Origin of the sequence: Ruegeria atlantica (assembly GCF_947495585.1) — a bacterium.
GTDB lineage: Bacteria > Pseudomonadota > Alphaproteobacteria > Rhodobacterales > Rhodobacteraceae > Ruegeria > Ruegeria atlantica_G.
Genome location: NZ_CANLZK010000003.1, coordinates 345,832 through 361,285 on the forward strand (window position 1 = coordinate 345,832; position 15,454 = coordinate 361,285).

At 56.6% G+C, this 15,454-nt stretch carries 14 protein-coding genes; 7 read left to right on the plus strand and 7 right to left on the minus strand.

Going from position 1 to position 15,454, the window contains the following annotated elements; all coding sequences use genetic code 11:
* On the minus strand, nt 1-831 hold the full coding sequence (locus QMP16_RS09245; RefSeq protein ID WP_282152124.1) for a DUF6502 family protein: 831 nt from the start codon (nt 829-831) through the stop codon (nt 1-3).
* 153 nt (nt 832-984) lie between these two features.
* On the opposite strand from QMP16_RS09245, the gene QMP16_RS09250 reads away from it, so the two are divergent.
* The 3 genes from QMP16_RS09250 to QMP16_RS09260 are packed head-to-tail and all read left to right on the plus strand — an operon-like array spanning nt 985 to nt 4,702.
* Complete coding sequence (locus QMP16_RS09250) at nt 985-2,610, plus strand: amino acid adenylation domain-containing protein (protein WP_282152125.1); 1,626 nt, start codon at nt 985-987, stop codon at nt 2,608-2,610.
* Nucleotides 2,610-3,923: a hypothetical protein gene (locus QMP16_RS09255; protein ID WP_282152126.1), complete on the plus strand. Its 1,314-nt coding sequence runs from the start codon at nt 2,610-2,612 to the stop codon at nt 3,921-3,923. The genes QMP16_RS09250 and QMP16_RS09255 overlap by 1 nt, the downstream gene beginning before the upstream one ends.
* A 2-nt stretch (nt 3,924-3,925) precedes the next feature.
* The gene (locus QMP16_RS09260; protein ID WP_282152127.1) at nt 3,926-4,702 is read left to right on the plus strand and encodes an enoyl-CoA hydratase-related protein; all 777 of its coding nucleotides are present in this window, start codon (nt 3,926-3,928) and stop codon (nt 4,700-4,702) included.
* A 63-nt stretch (nt 4,703-4,765) separates the two neighbouring features.
* Here the strand turns inward: QMP16_RS09260 and QMP16_RS09265 are convergent, their stop codons facing one another.
* The 4 genes from QMP16_RS09265 to QMP16_RS09280 all read right to left on the minus strand — a co-directional run bounded on the left by QMP16_RS09265 (nt 4,766) and on the right by QMP16_RS09280 (nt 8,882).
* Nucleotides 4,766-5,872 (minus strand): lyase family protein, encoded by a 1,107-nt coding sequence (locus QMP16_RS09265; protein WP_282152128.1) that lies wholly within the window; start codon nt 5,870-5,872, stop codon nt 4,766-4,768.
* Complete coding sequence (locus QMP16_RS09270) at nt 5,865-7,379, minus strand: tripartite tricarboxylate transporter permease (RefSeq protein WP_282152129.1); 1,515 nt, start codon at nt 7,377-7,379, stop codon at nt 5,865-5,867. The genes QMP16_RS09265 and QMP16_RS09270 overlap by 8 nt, the downstream gene beginning before the upstream one ends.
* 6 nt (nt 7,380-7,385) lie before the next feature.
* Nucleotides 7,386-7,853, minus strand: a complete 468-nt coding sequence (locus tag QMP16_RS09275; protein ID WP_282152130.1) for a tripartite tricarboxylate transporter TctB family protein — start codon at nt 7,851-7,853, stop codon at nt 7,386-7,388.
* Between the two features lie 69 nt (nt 7,854-7,922).
* Nucleotides 7,923-8,882, minus strand: coding sequence for a tripartite tricarboxylate transporter substrate binding protein (locus QMP16_RS09280; RefSeq protein ID WP_282152131.1), 960 nt, complete (start codon nt 8,880-8,882; stop codon nt 7,923-7,925).
* A 100-nt stretch (nt 8,883-8,982) separates the two neighbouring features.
* Here QMP16_RS09280 and QMP16_RS09285 point away from each other — a divergent pair, with 100 nt between their 5' ends.
* The 3 genes from QMP16_RS09285 to QMP16_RS09295 all read left to right on the plus strand — a co-directional run bounded on the left by QMP16_RS09285 (nt 8,983) and on the right by QMP16_RS09295 (nt 12,078).
* Nucleotides 8,983-9,897 carry a LysR family transcriptional regulator gene (locus QMP16_RS09285; protein ID WP_282152132.1) on the plus strand — a complete coding sequence of 305 codons (915 nt, stop codon included), beginning with the start codon at nt 8,983-8,985 and terminating at the stop codon, nt 9,895-9,897.
* A 56-nt stretch (nt 9,898-9,953) separates the two neighbouring features.
* Nucleotides 9,954-10,811 carry a hypothetical protein gene (locus tag QMP16_RS09290; protein WP_282152133.1) on the plus strand — a complete coding sequence of 286 codons (858 nt, stop codon included), beginning with the start codon at nt 9,954-9,956 and terminating at the stop codon, nt 10,809-10,811.
* Nucleotides 10,812-11,079: 268 nt separating this feature from the next.
* Complete coding sequence (locus QMP16_RS09295; RefSeq protein WP_282152134.1) at nt 11,080-12,078, plus strand: LacI family DNA-binding transcriptional regulator; 999 nt, start codon at nt 11,080-11,082, stop codon at nt 12,076-12,078.
* On the opposite strand, the gene QMP16_RS09300 is transcribed toward QMP16_RS09295, so the two are convergent.
* Both QMP16_RS09300 and QMP16_RS09305 read right to left on the minus strand, forming a co-directional pair.
* Nucleotides 12,079-13,212 (minus strand): Gfo/Idh/MocA family protein, encoded by a 1,134-nt coding sequence (locus QMP16_RS09300; RefSeq protein ID WP_282152135.1) that lies wholly within the window; start codon nt 13,210-13,212, stop codon nt 12,079-12,081. It abuts the gene before it with no gap.
* 39 nt (nt 13,213-13,251) lie between these two features.
* Entirely contained in the window at nt 13,252-14,355 is a 1,104-nt protein-coding gene (locus tag QMP16_RS09305) for a Gfo/Idh/MocA family protein (RefSeq protein WP_282152136.1), read from the minus strand.
* 115 nt (nt 14,356-14,470) lie between these two features.
* On the opposite strand from QMP16_RS09305, the gene iolC reads away from it, so the two are divergent.
* On the plus strand, nt 14,471-15,451 hold the full coding sequence (gene iolC / locus QMP16_RS09310; protein WP_282152137.1) for a 5-dehydro-2-deoxygluconokinase: 981 nt from the start codon (nt 14,471-14,473) through the stop codon (nt 15,449-15,451).
* The last annotated feature ends 3 nt before the right edge of the window (nt 15,452-15,454 follow it).

Genomic DNA, 15,454 nt, shown 5'->3' on the forward strand with positions numbered 1-15,454 from the left:
CTACTCATCCTCTTTCGTGTTTTTACTTGGCACCCTTTGCGGAGAGGGCAGGACAAAGGCGCCCATTGCAAACCGACCGCTGTGATCGCCGTCACTGTCCTTTTCCTGTAACGCGCGAGCGAGGGCATTGATTTCTAGCAACAATGATTGCGCCCGATCTGACGAAAATTGGCGCAACTCTTCAATTGATTCAGGCGACATATGAGAATACCGGACCGCGCGGTCGAAATTTCGCGGAGCATCCGGCTCGGCCAGCAGGTTCTGTGTTGCCGCCGCAAGGTGCGCAGACAGTGTCGCCTCGTAGGCCGCCACTTGTTCAGCGCTACCCGCAGACGGAAGAAATGCTTGGGACAACAGGCTAAGCTCGCCTTTTCCGACCTGTTCCACATTCTTTTGGTCGACCAAGGTTTCCAGAACGGTACCTGGGGCCATGTCCACACGCGCGCGCCGCACCAGATCATCAAATCCCGGCCCAGTTTCGTCGCCTTTACGGCTCAGATTTCGAGGCGCACCCAAGTCGTCCAGAAATTCGGGCGTCGTCGACCAATAGCTGATGACCAGTGCCGCCGCATTGCAACTGCGCTTCAACGGGGCATCATCATCGATGTGGCGTAGCCTTTTGACATCCTTGCGATGCAGACCCGTCAACAGGCTGGCGCGACTGTCGCTTAGCTTTCCGTCCGTGCTTTGCTCAACTGCCGTCAGCAAGGCCAGTTTTAGAGCTTCGGTCGCGGAGCCAAGCGTGACCCCATGCGCAACCATTGCCTGTGCCAGTGGGACCAGCAACGCAGACAGCGCGGTTTCAAGAGGAGGTTTGGGATCATTCGACATTTGGGAACTCGTGACGGATTGGTAGTTGATAACATTTTCCTAGAATTAACGAATTCAACGCTTTCGTGTTCAAAATGTGATCGAATGTGACCTTTAATGGGAATTTTTCCCATTATCACTAAGGTGTGACCCCTTCTTGAACTGGAGAATGCCATGCACCTTATCGCAACCGATCCCCAGACAAACTACCCCCCCCTGTCTCAAACCGATTTTACCCGCACAAAAAAACCGGGTGCGCTGGACGCGCTCAGCCCCGAAGATCAAGAGTTGTTTCTATCCTTTGGCTGGGGGCCGCAGGTTCCGCCACGCTATGCCACCATCGCCGATGCGCTGCGCCAGTCGTTGCAGGATCAGCCCGATGCCACCGCGGTGGAATGTGCGGACCATAACCTTAGCTACCGGGCGCTCGACGAGGCCTCGAACCGATTGGCGAATGTCATGCGCGCCCATGGCGTGAAACGCGGCGACGCGGTGTGCCTGTTCCTGCATCGTTCGGTCGAAATGGTCGTAGGTATCGTCGCCGCCATAAAGCTTGGGGCCGCTTATATTCCGCAGCATGTCGGTGTCGCGCCGACGGAAACCTTACGCCATGTTGCGAATGTAACTGGTGCAAAAATCATCCTCAGCCTGAGCGAACTGGCAGATCAAATCCCCGTTGGATTGGACCAGACCCTGATCACAATTGATACGACGATGTTCGACCCGATGCTGAACGCCCCGGCCCCCGGCCCTGCTTATCGGGCCAGCCCCGACGATTTGGCGATGATATTGTTCACGTCCGGCACAACCGGCGTTCCAAACGGCGTACAGGTTAGCCATCGGAACCTGGCCAATATCTTGCTGACCGCCCCCGGGGATCTGGGGATGCGACCGGGCTTGCGGGTCGGACAGATCCTGTCGATCTCATTCGACATGGCCGCGTGGGAGATCCTTGGCGCTTTGTCCAATGGCGCAACTTTGGTGATCCGTGGCAAATCGATTCAGGAAACGGCCGAGAAGGTGGATGTTCTGATCGCCACGCCGTCGATCCTGAACGCACTGGACGACACCCGTTGCGCGCAGGTCAAAACAGCTGCCGTGGCAGGTGAGCCCTGTCCGCGCCCGCTGGCCGATCGCTGGTCTTCCTTTTGCACCTTCTACAATTCCTGTGGTCCGACCGAGACCACCATCATCAATACGGCGGAACCGCATCACCCCGACAAACCGGTTCTGTCGATCGGGCGCCCGACACCGAACAACACGGTCTATGTTCTGGACGACAACCTGCGCCCTTTGCCCATCGGCGAAAAGGGCGAGATGTGGGCCGGCGGCGATTGCGTCACAGCCGGTTACCTCGCCAACCCCAAACTGACGGCCGAGCGTTACCGACCCGACCCATTTCGGCCGGGGCATATGATGTTCCGCACCCGTGATCTGGGACGCTGGACAAGGACCGGTGAGCTTGAGCATTTCGGGCGCGTTGACGACTTAGTCAAGGTGCGCGGATTCCGGGTAGAGCTGGACGGTGTTACATCCGCGCTTGAGGCCTCGCCCTGCTGTCAGCAGGCGGTGACCTTGCAATATGACAGCCGCAATCTGGTCAGCTTCATCTCACCGTCGTCGGCCTGCCCCAAGCAGGCGGCGCAATCCGTCTCAGATCGCCTGCCATACTACTGCAGCCCCGCCGTTGTGGTCCCGATGGACGCGCTGCCCCGCACTCCGCGCGGCAAGTTGGACAAGCGTCTTTTGCTGGATTTGGCGCGCAACCATATCGCGAAAACTGGTGCGGAGTTGAACTGATGACGACGCAGACGACAAATCTAGACACAGGCGGCCTGAATTGGCGACGGGTGACCCGCCACCCGGCCCTGATGGAATACCGCCGCCTGGTGATGCTGGTTGCATTGGTGAATCTGGCCGTCTTTGTGGTTGGATTGCGCGATGGGACTTGGTTCGCTGATAGCGCGTTCACACTCGGCCCAATTGCGGATATGGCGCTGATCAACCTCAGCCTCGGCATCCTGATCCGGCAACAACGAGTGGTCAACGCCCTGTTCTGGCTGGCTACCCGCATTCCCACATCATGGCCACTTTGGATCCGTTGGGGGGTTGGCAAGGTGTTCCACTTTGGCGGGTTGCATTCCGGCGGCACCGTCACTGGGACCATTTGGTTCGGCTTTCTTCTGTTTGCGATAATTTGGAACCGCGCCAACGGAGCCGCCGTGCCCTCAGACCTGACACTGGGCCTGAGCGCGACAATGGTCGTCTTGATGACATTGATGGTGATTTCAGCCCTCGGCCCGATCCGCGCGCGGTTCCACAATGCGTTCGAAAAAACGCACCGCTTTGTCGGCTGGACGGTTTTAGGAATGTTTTGGGCGCAGACGATCTCGATCACAAATGACCTGGGGGGCATGTTGTTGCACAGCCCAGCCTTCTGGATGCTCTGCCTGATCACACTGTCGATCCTGTCTCCTTGGCTGACCCTGAAACGCGTGAATGTCCAGATCGAAAAGCCGTCAAACCATGCGGTGATTGCGCAGTTTGACTATGGAGATACTCCGTTCCCCGGCAGTTCGAACGCGATCAGCCACACCCCGTTTGGCGAGTATCACTCATTCGCCAATATCCCATCCCCGGACCAGCCGGGTTACCGATTGGCCATCAGCCGTGCGGGCGACTGGACCGGGCGTTTTATCGACAACCCGCCCAAGAAGGTTTGGGTCAAGGGCATCACCACATCCGGTGTCGCGCGGATTGAAGTGCTTTTCAAGAAAGTGGTGTATGTGGGCACCGGTTCAGGCATCGGACCAATCCTGCCGCATCTGCTGGCTAAAGAGGTGCCAAACCGCCTGATCTGGTCCACCCGCAGCCCGCGCAAAACCTATGGTGACGCACTGGTGGATGAGATCGAGGCCAACACCGAGCAGCCCTTGATCTGGGACACGGACAAAGACGGCAAACCCAATCTGTCGGCCCTAGCCATGCAAGCCGTTCGCGACAGTGGGGCTGAGGCGGTCATTGTGATCTCGAACCAAATGCTGACCCGCAAGGTTGTGCATGACATGGAAAGCCTGGGCATTCCTGCCTATGGCGCAATTTGGGATAGCTGATCATGTTTGAAACAATCGAAACCCATACACAGGGGCGGGTCGCGACGATCCGCCTCAATCGGCCCGATCATCTGAACGCATTGAACACACAACTCATGCACGAAGTGCTGACCGCCGCCACCGAATTCGATAAATACTCCGGCATCGGCTGCTTGATCCTTATGGGCAATGATCGTGCTTTTGCCGCCGGGGCAGATATCGGCGAGCTTGCGGTGCAAACCTACGCGACCATGCAGGCAAGTGACTACTTTGCCGAATGGGACAGGTTTGCGGCGCTTCGCCTGCCCAAGGTGGCAGCGGTCAGTGGCTATGCCCTGGGTGGCGGGTGTGAAGTTGCGCTGATGTGTGACGTCATTCTGGCCTCGGACACTGCGAAATTCGGTCAGCCCGAAATCAAAATCGGCTGCATTCCCGGCATTGGCGGCACGCAGCGACTTACGCGGCTGATCGGCCGTGCCAGAGCTATGGACATGATCCTGACCGGGCGCATGATCGACGCGTCAGAGGCCCTGCAGATGGGCTTGGTCAGTCGGGTTGTCCCGCAGGACACTCTTTTGGACACCGCGCAAGAGGTGGCCGAAACCATTGCAGATTACGCTGATGATATCGTCAGTATGGCGCGTACTTGCGTAAACATGGCCGACCAGAGCACACTTGAATCGGGTGTTCGGTTCGAGCGGCAGATGTATCACGCGCTTTATGGATTGCCGGCCCAACAAGAAGGCATGAATGCCTTTCTGGAAAAGCGAAAGCCCCAATTCAGGCGCAGGACCCAGTGATCACATCCCGCATCGTCAATCACCGCTCGAGAAATGAGCGGTGATATGACCAGTCTTTTCGCTTCAGTGCGTTTTCCCAGCCGTGCTATACTCAAAGTCGTTAACCTTGCGGGCCATGGATTCAGAATCCACAACCAAGTTCGCAAAGATCGTTTCGACCCATGACAATGCGCCCGAAGTCAGCAAGAAAGTCTCGGGAATAACGATCCATTCGCCAATCCACATACCACCCGAACGTTCGTGTTGATGGGTGGTGAATTCACCGATCTGTTCAGCCCGCTGTCGTCCAAGCCGGGCGACGGCCTCTCCGAATTCTGACGCGCGCTGGTTCTGTTTGTGCGCCATAGCCGAAGACGCGCCTTTACCGGCTTCATGCACCTCGGAACATTCGGAAATATCCGATGAAGACAACAGATTGACGTTATGCGAGATCTTGCACAGCGTCGCACACAGCCCTCCCAGCGCAGTTACAACATCGGCAAGCCCGTCACGGGCGTTTTGCCAATGGGGTTCAACTACATTCAGACCCAAAGTGGCCGCAACGCCTTCCTTGATGCGATGTCCGGTCCCGTTTTCGTAACCGCGCAGATCGCCAACGGGGCCACCAATCTGGACATTCAGGCCGCGAACGCTTGCTTCTTCCAACGCTTGTGCCCGCCGCTGTAGTTCAACTTTCCAGACGGTCAGTTTAGTTTCGGCCCGAATGGGCAAGGCATGCTGGCCATTCGTGCGACCGATCATGACAGTATCACCAAGCTGATCGATATGTTGCTCAATAGCGGTGGTCAGTCTTTGCAGTCCGGTCTGGATGTGCTCCAGACCGATCTTCATTTGCAGGGCCAGTGCAGTGTCCATAATGTCCTGCGTTGTCGCCCTGTAGTGGACTTTTGTCGCGTGCTCACCGACCTGCCTTCGCAATTGTTCGACCAGACCAACGATCGGGCGCCCGACAAGCATCATGTCTTCGTGCAACCGCTCGGTATCCAGATTGCAGACCGACACCGCATCCAACGCATCTGCAGCCTCTTGCGGGATCAGGTTTTCCAGCGCCTGGTGACGGGCAAGCGTCTGTTCAACCTTCAACCAGGCCGAGATCGTGGCGTGTTCCGACCATACGGACCGCATATCGGCGCTGGAAAAGCAGTCGCGGTAAAGGGAGTGCTCAAGCATCTTCCAACGCTCCCTTTGCGATCTTGCGCTCTTTCATGATCCCACGGACGCGGAAGGCAATTGCCCCTGCGCCGATGACCAGAAAGGCCAGAGAAATTGGACGTTCAACGAAGATCAGGGCGCCACCATCCGACATCAGCAACGACTGACGGAATGTCTCTTCAGCACCTTTGGCCAGCACGAACGAAATGACAAATGCCGCAACATTGAAGTCGTATTTCCGCATCAACCAGCCGGCAAAGCCCGCACAGGTCATGACCGTGACATCAAACATTGATCCACGTGCAGAATACGCTGCGACAAACGCGGTCAGGAAGATCAGCGGGTACAGGACATTGGTCGGGATCTTCAGGATAATTCGTGCAACCTGAGTGGCACCGAAGTAACCGATCAGACCATAGGCCACGATACCCAGCATCCCACAGGCGAACAGTTTATAAACCAGCTCTTTGTCGGTCAGAAACAGGGTTGGTCCTACCTGGATGCCGTGGATCAGGAAAACACCCAAAAGGATTGCACCGATAGTCGAACCTGGGATGCCCAGCGTCAGCAGCGGGGCCATCGACGGACCGGACACCGCGTTGTTTGCGGCTTCGGGTGCTGCGACACCTTCGAGCGCGCCCTTGCCCCACTTCTCAGGGTTTTTGGCGCGGCGTTTACCTTCACCGTACGAAATGAAGGCCGCAATAGCTGAACCCAGACCTGGCAGCACACCGATGCCTGCACCGATGAAGCCGCCACGGAACGCATGGGGCAAGCAAGGTTTGTACTCTTCCCATGTCAGGCTGTTGCCGTCTTCCGTGCTTTCATTTTCTTTGGTTTCACCGGTTGCTTTGCGGCGCGTTTCCAACTGGGCAAAGACCTCGCCCAAAACGAATACACCGATCATCAGGGGCACAAGGCCAATCCCGTTGGACAGATCGAACGAGCCAAAGGTATAGCGCTCTTCGCTTGAGATTGGGTCCAATCCGACCATGGCGATCAAGATACCCATCAGGGCAGATGCCAATCCTTTGACGATTGAGCTGCCGATGACCGAGCCGATGACCACGAAGGCTGCAAAGTAGATCGCAAAGGTTTCTGGCGGGCCAAGCTTTAGGGCAATAGATGCAATGAAACCGACGCCGACGACCAGCAGGATATCCCCCATAAGGTCACCGATGACTGATGATATGGTCGCGACCTTCATCGCCTTGCCGGCCTGGCCGGCGCGTGCAAGGGGATAACCATCAATCTGTGTTGCGGCACTCGCTGCAGTGCCCGGCGTGTTGAACAAAATTGCCGCGATCGAGCCGCCATAGCGACCGGACTTACCGATCACATACAGAAAGGCGAGCGCGAATAGTGGCGACATGTAAAAGGTGATGGGCAGCAGCATGGCAATCGCTGCTGATGCGGTCAGACCGGGCGTGGCCCCAACGACCATGCCCACAGCTGCGGCCAGCACGATGGCAAACAGCAAACTGGGGTCGGTTATGACCGAAAGAAGTGCGGGAAAAATTTCCATGGCGGTTTACCCCTGTATCCAGCTGAGCAGGTCAAACACCTCGCCATAAGGCGGGTACACACCAAGCAGCACAAAAAAGATGAGGTGGAAGATCAACGGGCACAGAACGACGGAAACCGCCAGACCGATCCAGCTGCGAACTCCGAAGAAGTACAAAACAACCGGCGCAGCGATCGCCGTTGGCAAAAGATAGCCAAACCAGCGGAATGACTGCTGGTAGATCAGGGCGATGACGAACAGGCCGATGATCTGCAGGGTTGCTCCGCTATCCTGTTCCTGAACGGTATCGCCTGCCGTTTGCCGAACGGCACCTAACAGTAACAGGCCGGAAAGAAATAGCAGTGCGATGGATGCTGAAAATGGTACGATGCCAGCCCAGGTATCCCCCGGCGAAGCTGCTGGCACTTGCCAGGCGCCCCAAATGGCAACGATGGAAATAAGGGCAAGCACAAGGCCTTCTGCATAGGCGCGCATATCGTTCCTCCCTGATTGCGTTAGATACAAAAAGGCCGGGGGAAGAATATCCACCCGGCCCCGAGGACTTTAGTTGGTCAGACTTTCGACCAGGGGAGCGGCGTCCTCTTTCATGGCGGACAGCGTTGCTTTGGCGTCCGCACCATTCTGATAGACCGGGCCTGTTCCGCGCGAGGCCAGCAGTTCGGCAAATTCGGGTTTCGCGGCGATTTTCTCCAGCGCAGTTTCCATCGCGGCAACGACCTCGGCCGGTGTGCCCTTCGGTGCGAACACGATCACTGGCGAAGAAACAGCGGCAAACGGAATGCCCAGTTCGCCAAACGCAGGCACGTCTTTCATGATGCCGTCACGTTCTTGGCTGTTAACCGCCAGGGCGCGAAGTTGCTCTTCAAACCCTGCCAGCTGCTGAACACCCAGGAAACCAAAGTCAGCCTGTTCACCGATCAGTGCAGCACGGGTCGGCCCGCCACCTTTGAACGGTACGTCCTGAGCTTCGATGCCGTTACTCGCCAGAAAGCCCATGCCGCCAACGTGGTGGAAGCCTCCGCGACCCGAATGGGCCCAACGCAATTGACCGGGGTTGGCTTTGGCCGCGTCGATCACGTCCTGAACGGATTCGAACGGGCTGTTCAGCGGCACCATCAGCGACGTTTGCAGCTGACCGACCTGAGCAACAAACTCAAAGCTGTCCAGAGCATCGATATCTGTGTCACGTGTCATGGTCGACAACAGGAACGAACCGCCCGACGTCATCATCAAAGTATAGCCGTCGGGGCGTGCACCCACGACCGAGTTCGCACCATTCAGACCGCCCGAGCCGGGTTTGTTCACGACGACAACTGGAACGTCCAGAATCCCTTCGGCTGCTGCCGAAATAGCGCGGGCATAAGCGTCTGTACCGCCGCCGGCTTTGTATGGAACAACCAGGTTGATCGGACGTTTCGGCCAGTCGGCTGCGAAACTTGCTGTTGCTGTTGCAGTCACGGTTACTGCCGCCAGAACAGCAGTGAGAATTGTTCTACGCTTCATAGCATCCTCCCTAAGATGCGATCTAATCTAGCTTAAATTCAATGTTAATAAAAATGCAAAGATGTTATCTTATCTTGCAGAATAGTAAAGAGTCCGCCTAATGAATATCAAAGCCCTTCGCGCCTTTCGTGCCACCCTTTCCGAAGGAACGCTCGTGGCCGCATCTGAAATCCTGCACCTGAGTCAGCCCGCAATCAGCCGACTGATTTCCGGGCTTGAGGCAGAATTGGGCCTGACCCTGTTTGACCGCAGCGGCCGCAACTTGACGCCAACGCGGGAAGGTTTAGCGTTCTACCGCGAAGCGGGGCGTATCCTGGACAACCTTGATGAAGTGCCTCGCATCGCTGCAGAGATCAAAGCCGGACGTACAGAAACTCTGCGCGTGGTCACAATGCCGCGTATCGCCCGGGCAATTTCGGCACCGGCGCTTGCGATGTTTTTACAAGCCCACCCTGATACAAACGTAACTCTGGATATCCGGGCGCGGCGCGAGGCCAGCAAATGGCTTGCCGGACGGGAATATGACATCGGCATCGGGGCATTGCCGGTCGAGCATCCGGGCGTCAGAACAAAACCCCTGCTGCGGGTGCGGGCACAGGCCGTTTTGCCTGTTGCGCATGCATTGTCTGATCGCAAGTCGGTAACCGCCACTGATCTTGCCCGCGAGCCGGTCATTCGGCTGATGAACGGCCTTTTATTGCGCGAGCAGCTTGATGACATCTTCCGGTCTGCGGGCGTCAATCCCAGACATACCTGTGAAGTCGCGGCGTCCCAGCTTGCCTGTTCGCTTGTCGCGGAAGGCGCCGGTATAACCATTGCTGATGAATTGGTCGCAGCACAGGAAACAAAAGAACGTCTGGCCCTGGTTCCGATCGCACCAGAGCGTTGGATGACCTTTGGCCTGCTGTACCCCGCGACGCAGGAGAAATCACAGGCGCTTCAGGATTTTGAGGATGTTCTGTTTTGGCAGGCGTCCGAGCTATGCAAGAACAGCCCAACTTTATCTCTTGCCTGATAATCCCTGCCAGGCGGATTCAGGTCCATGTCCCATGTCCGGAATAGGCTAACGCAATGATTGCAACAGAGCCGATGCTCAAGCATCTTGAAATCCCCGATCCACGATCATTCATCGGCTGCGCGAATTGCGTGGCGCAGCTGACGGACACCAGAATGAAGAAGTTGAGCGCAATCGTTGCAGACTGCCGGGTCATCAATTTACCTGATAACAAAAGCAGGCGGGTTCATATGGCCAACTTGATGAACAAGTATTGCATCAGTTTTTCATTTTCAGAAGGCAGCGCCGGACAAAGCCATGCCTTAAACTGCGCCCACGCCCATCTTGCAGCGCTTGAGTCACTCAAAACGCTCCCGGCATTGGTTCTGGAGGATGATGTCTCCGCGTTGACCGAAGATCTGACCATTCCCGAAATTCCAAAAGATGCGGACATCGTTTATTTGGGGGTTTCACCCTTCGGCTGCTTTCCCTGGACACGTCGCTATGTTCAAAGCTTCGGGCACCGCGCGCATTACAACCTTGCACTCGCTTCGACTGAGAACAGCGATTGGCTGAGACTGCATTCTATGGCCGGTGCAATAGCTATTCTCTATGTGTCACCAGCAGGTCTGGAGGCGTGGCGGCATTCCATGCGGGCGGCCATAAAACGGAGCAAGCCGTTTGATGTGTTCACTGCCTACAGGATGACATCCCTAAATGTTTATGGACCAAACCGCCCCGTTTTTTACGAAGAACCCGGTCTGCAGCGCCCTCTTAAGCATGTTACCCCTGAACAAAGACTGCGATGGACGACAACACCCTTGTCACCAGTCAAAGAAGGAGCAATCGTCACGGTGCCCACCAAAGGCGGGGCAATGCGCGTTCAGGCTAATATGTGCGGAGATAACCGTCTTGAATGGTCATTGCTTCAATGAGGTCGGAGAAGGGGTTTACTCAGGTTGCTGGCCACGCAATGTCAGGGTCGTTAAGTGCGATGCGCATGCTGTTACCACCTCTGATACAAAGCTTGGACTTACAGATTGAATCCAATTCGAGTTGTTAAAGCCTTGGCGTGGCCTTTTGCAAAGAACCCGACGTCTTTTCCGCACAGCCTTGCAACCGATTGCAAACCCGACGCAATAGGGCGTAGTATTTTCCCATGAAATTGACTGAAAGCCATCCCCGAGCCCATCGGTGCTAGCCATGAGTGTAACCCTAAAAGAAGTGGCCGCACTGGCCGGTGTATCTCGCTCTGCCGTATCGCGGACCTTTACCGAAGGCGCATCCGTCTCGCCAAAGACACGGAGCAAGGTGGAAAAGGCTGCGGCCGAATTGGGGTACAGCCCAAACGCGTTGGCTTCTTCGCTGACAACCGGACGCACCAAGTTGATCGGGTTGATTTCCAACAACTTCCACAACCCCATTTTTCTTGAAGTCTTCGACCAGTTCACCCGCGCTTTACAGGAACGCGGCCTGCGTCCGCTGATCGTGAACCTGACCGACGAAACTGAGCCGACAAACTCAGTAAGAATGCTGCGGCAGTATTCTGTGGATGCTGCCATCGTCGCCTCATCCACCTTGCCCCCCAGTTTTGCAAAGGCATTCCACGATGCGGGCGTTCCCGTCGTACACACGTTCGGTCGATCAGCGACATCGCCAGAGGTACATGTTGTAGGCATCGACAACGTTGAATGCGGGCGCATGGCCGCGCGCGAGCTGTCGTCGCGGGGGTATCGCCGTATTGGCTATCTGGGCGGCCCAAAAGATGCGACATCGGCCATGGATCGGTATCGCGGCTTCATGGAAGAAGTTGAAAAGCACCTGGAACTCGAAGTGACGCATTGCTTCGCAGGCGCCTATTCTTTTGAAGCCGGGCGGGAAGAAATGCTTCAACAATTGGCGGAAGGCCCTGCAGAGGGATACTTTTGCGGTGACGATATTCTGTCAATAGGCGCCCTGTCCGCATTGTCCGATCACGGGCTGAAACCGGGTAAAGATATCGGTATTATCGGCCTGAACGACATGGAGATGTCGCGCTGGGAAAGCGTGGACCTGACGACGATTCATCAGCCGATCAAACAAATCATTACCGCATCCGTCGACCTGGTCGAAGAGATGCTGAAAGACCCCGAGCGTTACCCCGAGGCCCGTATTTTCCCCTGCCGTGTGATCGAGCGGGGCACATTGCGGCCCCGACCCTGATCAGCGAAACATCGGTGGGCGCGCGTCCGTCCATGCCCCGTCATTTTTTGCAGACGCCACTGCGGCATGCACGGCTGCGATCGACCGCACTCCGTCGGCAGGTGTAGGCAGACCATCACGCGCCTCTCCGCGAATAGCGTCGGCAAGATCGCAATAGATGTTGGCCACGGCCAGCGGGAACCCTTCGGGATGGGCAATCGCCACACGGGACAATCGTTGCGCATCGTCGTGAAGACCGCCCTCGCCTTTTTCGATGATCTGTGTACGGCCACCGACAGGCGTATAGATCAATTGATTGGGTTGCTCGGACGTCCAGCGAAGGCCTCCGGTTTCGCCAAACACCTGAATATCAAACCCGTGCTGACGCCCAATTGCCACCGAAGAGGTCCACAAACGCCCGACAGCTCCGCCTTCGGTCCGGAAGTTGACCATGGCGTCGTCCTCAAGTTCGCGGCTTGAAATCGTAGACGCCATATCTGCAGACAAGGTTTTGACTTCATCGTCACTGATGAAACTGGCCATGTGAAGCGCATGGATACCGCAATCGGCGAATTGGCCAGACACACCCGCCATCGCTGGATCATAGCGCCACCGCACCCGCGGGTTATCGGCGTCAGTCGCGTCGCCATGGTGGCCATGGCTGAAATTCGTCACAACCAGACGCACCTTACCAATATCCCTGGCGCGAACCATCGCACGCGCCTGGCGCACCATCGGATAGGCGGAATAGCAATAATTCACCGCACAAATCTTGCCCGAGGCCTCTGCAACGCGGACGATTTCTTCGCCCTCTTCCACGGTCATCGTCATCGGTTTTTCACAAAGCACGTTAAAACCAGCTTCAAGGAACGCTTTGGCAATTTCAAAATGGGTGGAATTCGGAGTGGCGATGGTCACCAGATCAACCCGGTCGGGACGGCCCCTTTCCCCGGCCAGCATTTCCTGCCAGTCGCCATAGGCGCGATCCGACGCCACTCCAAGTCGTTGAGCATATTCTCGCCCAACATCGGGTCGGTGATCCAAAGCACCCGCAGCGAATTCAAACATCCCATCCGCCAACGCTCCTAACCGGTGTGCGGGTCCGATCTGACTGCCTTCACCACCACCAATCATGCCCCATTTCAGCTTTGCCATGGTTCTCGTCTCTCTTAGATGATCTATTAGTTTTTGTGTTCAGACGGTGCTGACGTCCTGCCACTGCCGCTGCTCTGACGACTTTAGCGCAGCAGCAAGTACGCAGTTGACCTCATGCCCATCTCGGAATGTGGGCCAGATCGATTTGCCCGTGTGAATGGCCTCAAGAAAATCTTTGGCCTCGATGATGATCTGGTCCTGATAACCTGTTCCATGACCCGGGCCCTGACAGAAAGGCTCATAATCGGGGTGAGCTGGACCCGTCAGGATCTTGGTGAAGCCCCTTTTTTCCTCTGGTCCTTCGCGCCGATAGAGCCAAAGGGCGTTCTGATCTTCCTGATCAAACCGGATTGCGCCTTTGGTGCCTGTAATTTCATAGGCATAGCCCATCTTTCGACCTGTCGCGATGCGGCTGACATAGATATTGCCCATCGCGCCACTGGCAAACCGGCACATGATCTGCGCGTGGTCATCATTGGTAACGGTGCCGCCTGGGCGCTCGCTATGAACCGTTTCGACTTCGGCCATAACCTCGACAATCGGACCGATCAGGGCCAAAGCACCGTTGACCATATGTGGGGCAAGATCTCCGATCGTTCCGTTGGCCATTCCGGACGTCCGCCATGTGGCCGGGGCGTCAGGGTCGGCATAGAAGTCCTCAGTATGCTCGCCGCGAAACCAGGTTATGTCCCCCAATTCACCGTTGGCGATCAACTGACGGGCAAACTGTGTTGCGGGCGTTCTGACGTAGTTGAACCCGACCATATTGGTGACGCCCGTGGCCTCGGCCGCGGCAACCATTGCGCGCCCATCATCCAAAGAAGATCCGAGGGGTTTTTCGCACAACACAGGCTTGCCCAAGGCTAACGCGGCCTCTGCAATCTGTCTGTGCGTTGTTTGAGGCGAGGCAATCACGACAGCATCCACTGCCGGGTCAGTGACCAGCACTGACCAATCCGAGGTCGCGCGACGAAAGCCGTAAGCCGCACGGTATCGCTCGGCGCTTTCGGGCGTGGACGCGCAAATCATCTCAAGTCGTGGCCGCAAGGCTGTGTTGAAAACTGGGCCTACGGCTGACATCGCGACTGAATGAGCTTTGCCCATATAGCCACCGCCGATTATTCCAATTCCGATTTCAGGCATCTGCAACGGCTCCGAACAATGTATTTGCAACCGGTTGCAAAATCAGTATCGTGTGAATCGATTCAACGCAAGGACCAACGATCCTCGCCAGCCCATTTTTGCCGGAGGACATGACGTGAGCGCTTTGATAGACGGTATCAAAGGAAACCGGTTCGCGGTCTTTGGACGCGCGGGCATGGACCTGTATGCCGATCCCGTTGGTGTTAAAAGCGAAGACGCCGACATGTTTCACGCCGATCTGGGTGGTTCATCGGCAAATATCTGCGCGGGGCTGGTCAAACTGGGCAGCCAGGCATCCTTGATCACTTCGGTCTCAGATGATGCGGTTGGCCGCTTCTGCCTGAATAAACTTGCTCACTACGGTGTAGACACATCCTATATCCGCGTCGTCGGTGGTGAATACCGCATGTCTCTGGCCGTTTACGAAAGCCGGATCGAAGAATTTCAGAATGTCATCTACCGCAACGGCGCAGTCGACTTTCAGGTGACCGAGGATGACATGAACAAGGTCGACTACGGCAAATTTTCAGCCGTGATATCTGCCGGAACGGTGTTTGCCGCTGAACCCTCGCGCAGCGCCACGTTTCGCGCGTTCGAAAACGCCCGAAAGGCGGGTTTGCCGGTAATATTTGACATAGACTACCGTCCGTACAGTTGGCCATCACCTGAGGTTGCTGCCGAAGTCCTGTCGCGCGCGGGCGAAGCAAGCGATCTAATCGTCGGCAATGACGAAGAATTTGGTTTCATGGCAGGAGGCATCGACAAAGGCTTCGCCAAAGCCAAGGAGTTGGCGGCGAAACCGGGCCGGATCGTGATCTACAAGATGGGCGAAAAAGGCGCGGTAACTCTGGTGGATGGGCAGGAAATCGAAACCGGCATCTATCCCGTCACCGCAGTCAAACCCAACGGTGCTGGCGACAGTTTCATGGCCGGCCTGCTGGCCTCGATCGCCGCTGGAAGCGAGCCTAAAGAAGCGGTTATGCGCGGCTCAGCCTGTGCCTCGATCGTCGTGTCCAAGCCCGGCTGCGCTCCGGCCATGCCAACAACTCCGGAACTGGACGCATTTCTTGCGGCCAATCCCGGCCCAACGACATAGGAA

Bases quoted from the DNA above. Each gene is read 5' to 3' on its own strand.
- QMP16_RS09245 (WP_282152124.1), bottom strand. From the start codon at position 831: ATGTCGAATGATCCCAAACCTCCTCTTGAAACCGCGCTGTCTGCGTTG.
- QMP16_RS09250 (WP_282152125.1), top strand. From the start codon at position 985: ATGCACCTTATCGCAACCGATCCCCAGACAAACTACCCCCCCCTGTCT.
- QMP16_RS09255 (WP_282152126.1), top strand. From the start codon at position 2,610: ATGACGACGCAGACGACAAATCTAGACACAGGCGGCCTGAATTGGCGA.
- QMP16_RS09260 (WP_282152127.1), top strand. From the start codon at position 3,926: ATGTTTGAAACAATCGAAACCCATACACAGGGGCGGGTCGCGACGATC.
- QMP16_RS09265 (WP_282152128.1), bottom strand. From the start codon at position 5,872: ATGCTTGAGCACTCCCTTTACCGCGACTGCTTTTCCAGCGCCGATATG.
- QMP16_RS09270 (WP_282152129.1), bottom strand. From the start codon at position 7,379: ATGGAAATTTTTCCCGCACTTCTTTCGGTCATAACCGACCCCAGTTTG.
- QMP16_RS09275 (WP_282152130.1), bottom strand. From the start codon at position 7,853: ATGCGCGCCTATGCAGAAGGCCTTGTGCTTGCCCTTATTTCCATCGTT.
- QMP16_RS09280 (WP_282152131.1), bottom strand. From the start codon at position 8,882: ATGAAGCGTAGAACAATTCTCACTGCTGTTCTGGCGGCAGTAACCGTG.
- QMP16_RS09285 (WP_282152132.1), top strand. From the start codon at position 8,983: ATGAATATCAAAGCCCTTCGCGCCTTTCGTGCCACCCTTTCCGAAGGA.
- QMP16_RS09290 (WP_282152133.1), top strand. From the start codon at position 9,954: ATGATTGCAACAGAGCCGATGCTCAAGCATCTTGAAATCCCCGATCCA.
- QMP16_RS09295 (WP_282152134.1), top strand. From the start codon at position 11,080: ATGAGTGTAACCCTAAAAGAAGTGGCCGCACTGGCCGGTGTATCTCGC.
- QMP16_RS09300 (WP_282152135.1), bottom strand. From the start codon at position 13,212: ATGGCAAAGCTGAAATGGGGCATGATTGGTGGTGGTGAAGGCAGTCAG.
- QMP16_RS09305 (WP_282152136.1), bottom strand. From the start codon at position 14,355: ATGCCTGAAATCGGAATTGGAATAATCGGCGGTGGCTATATGGGCAAA.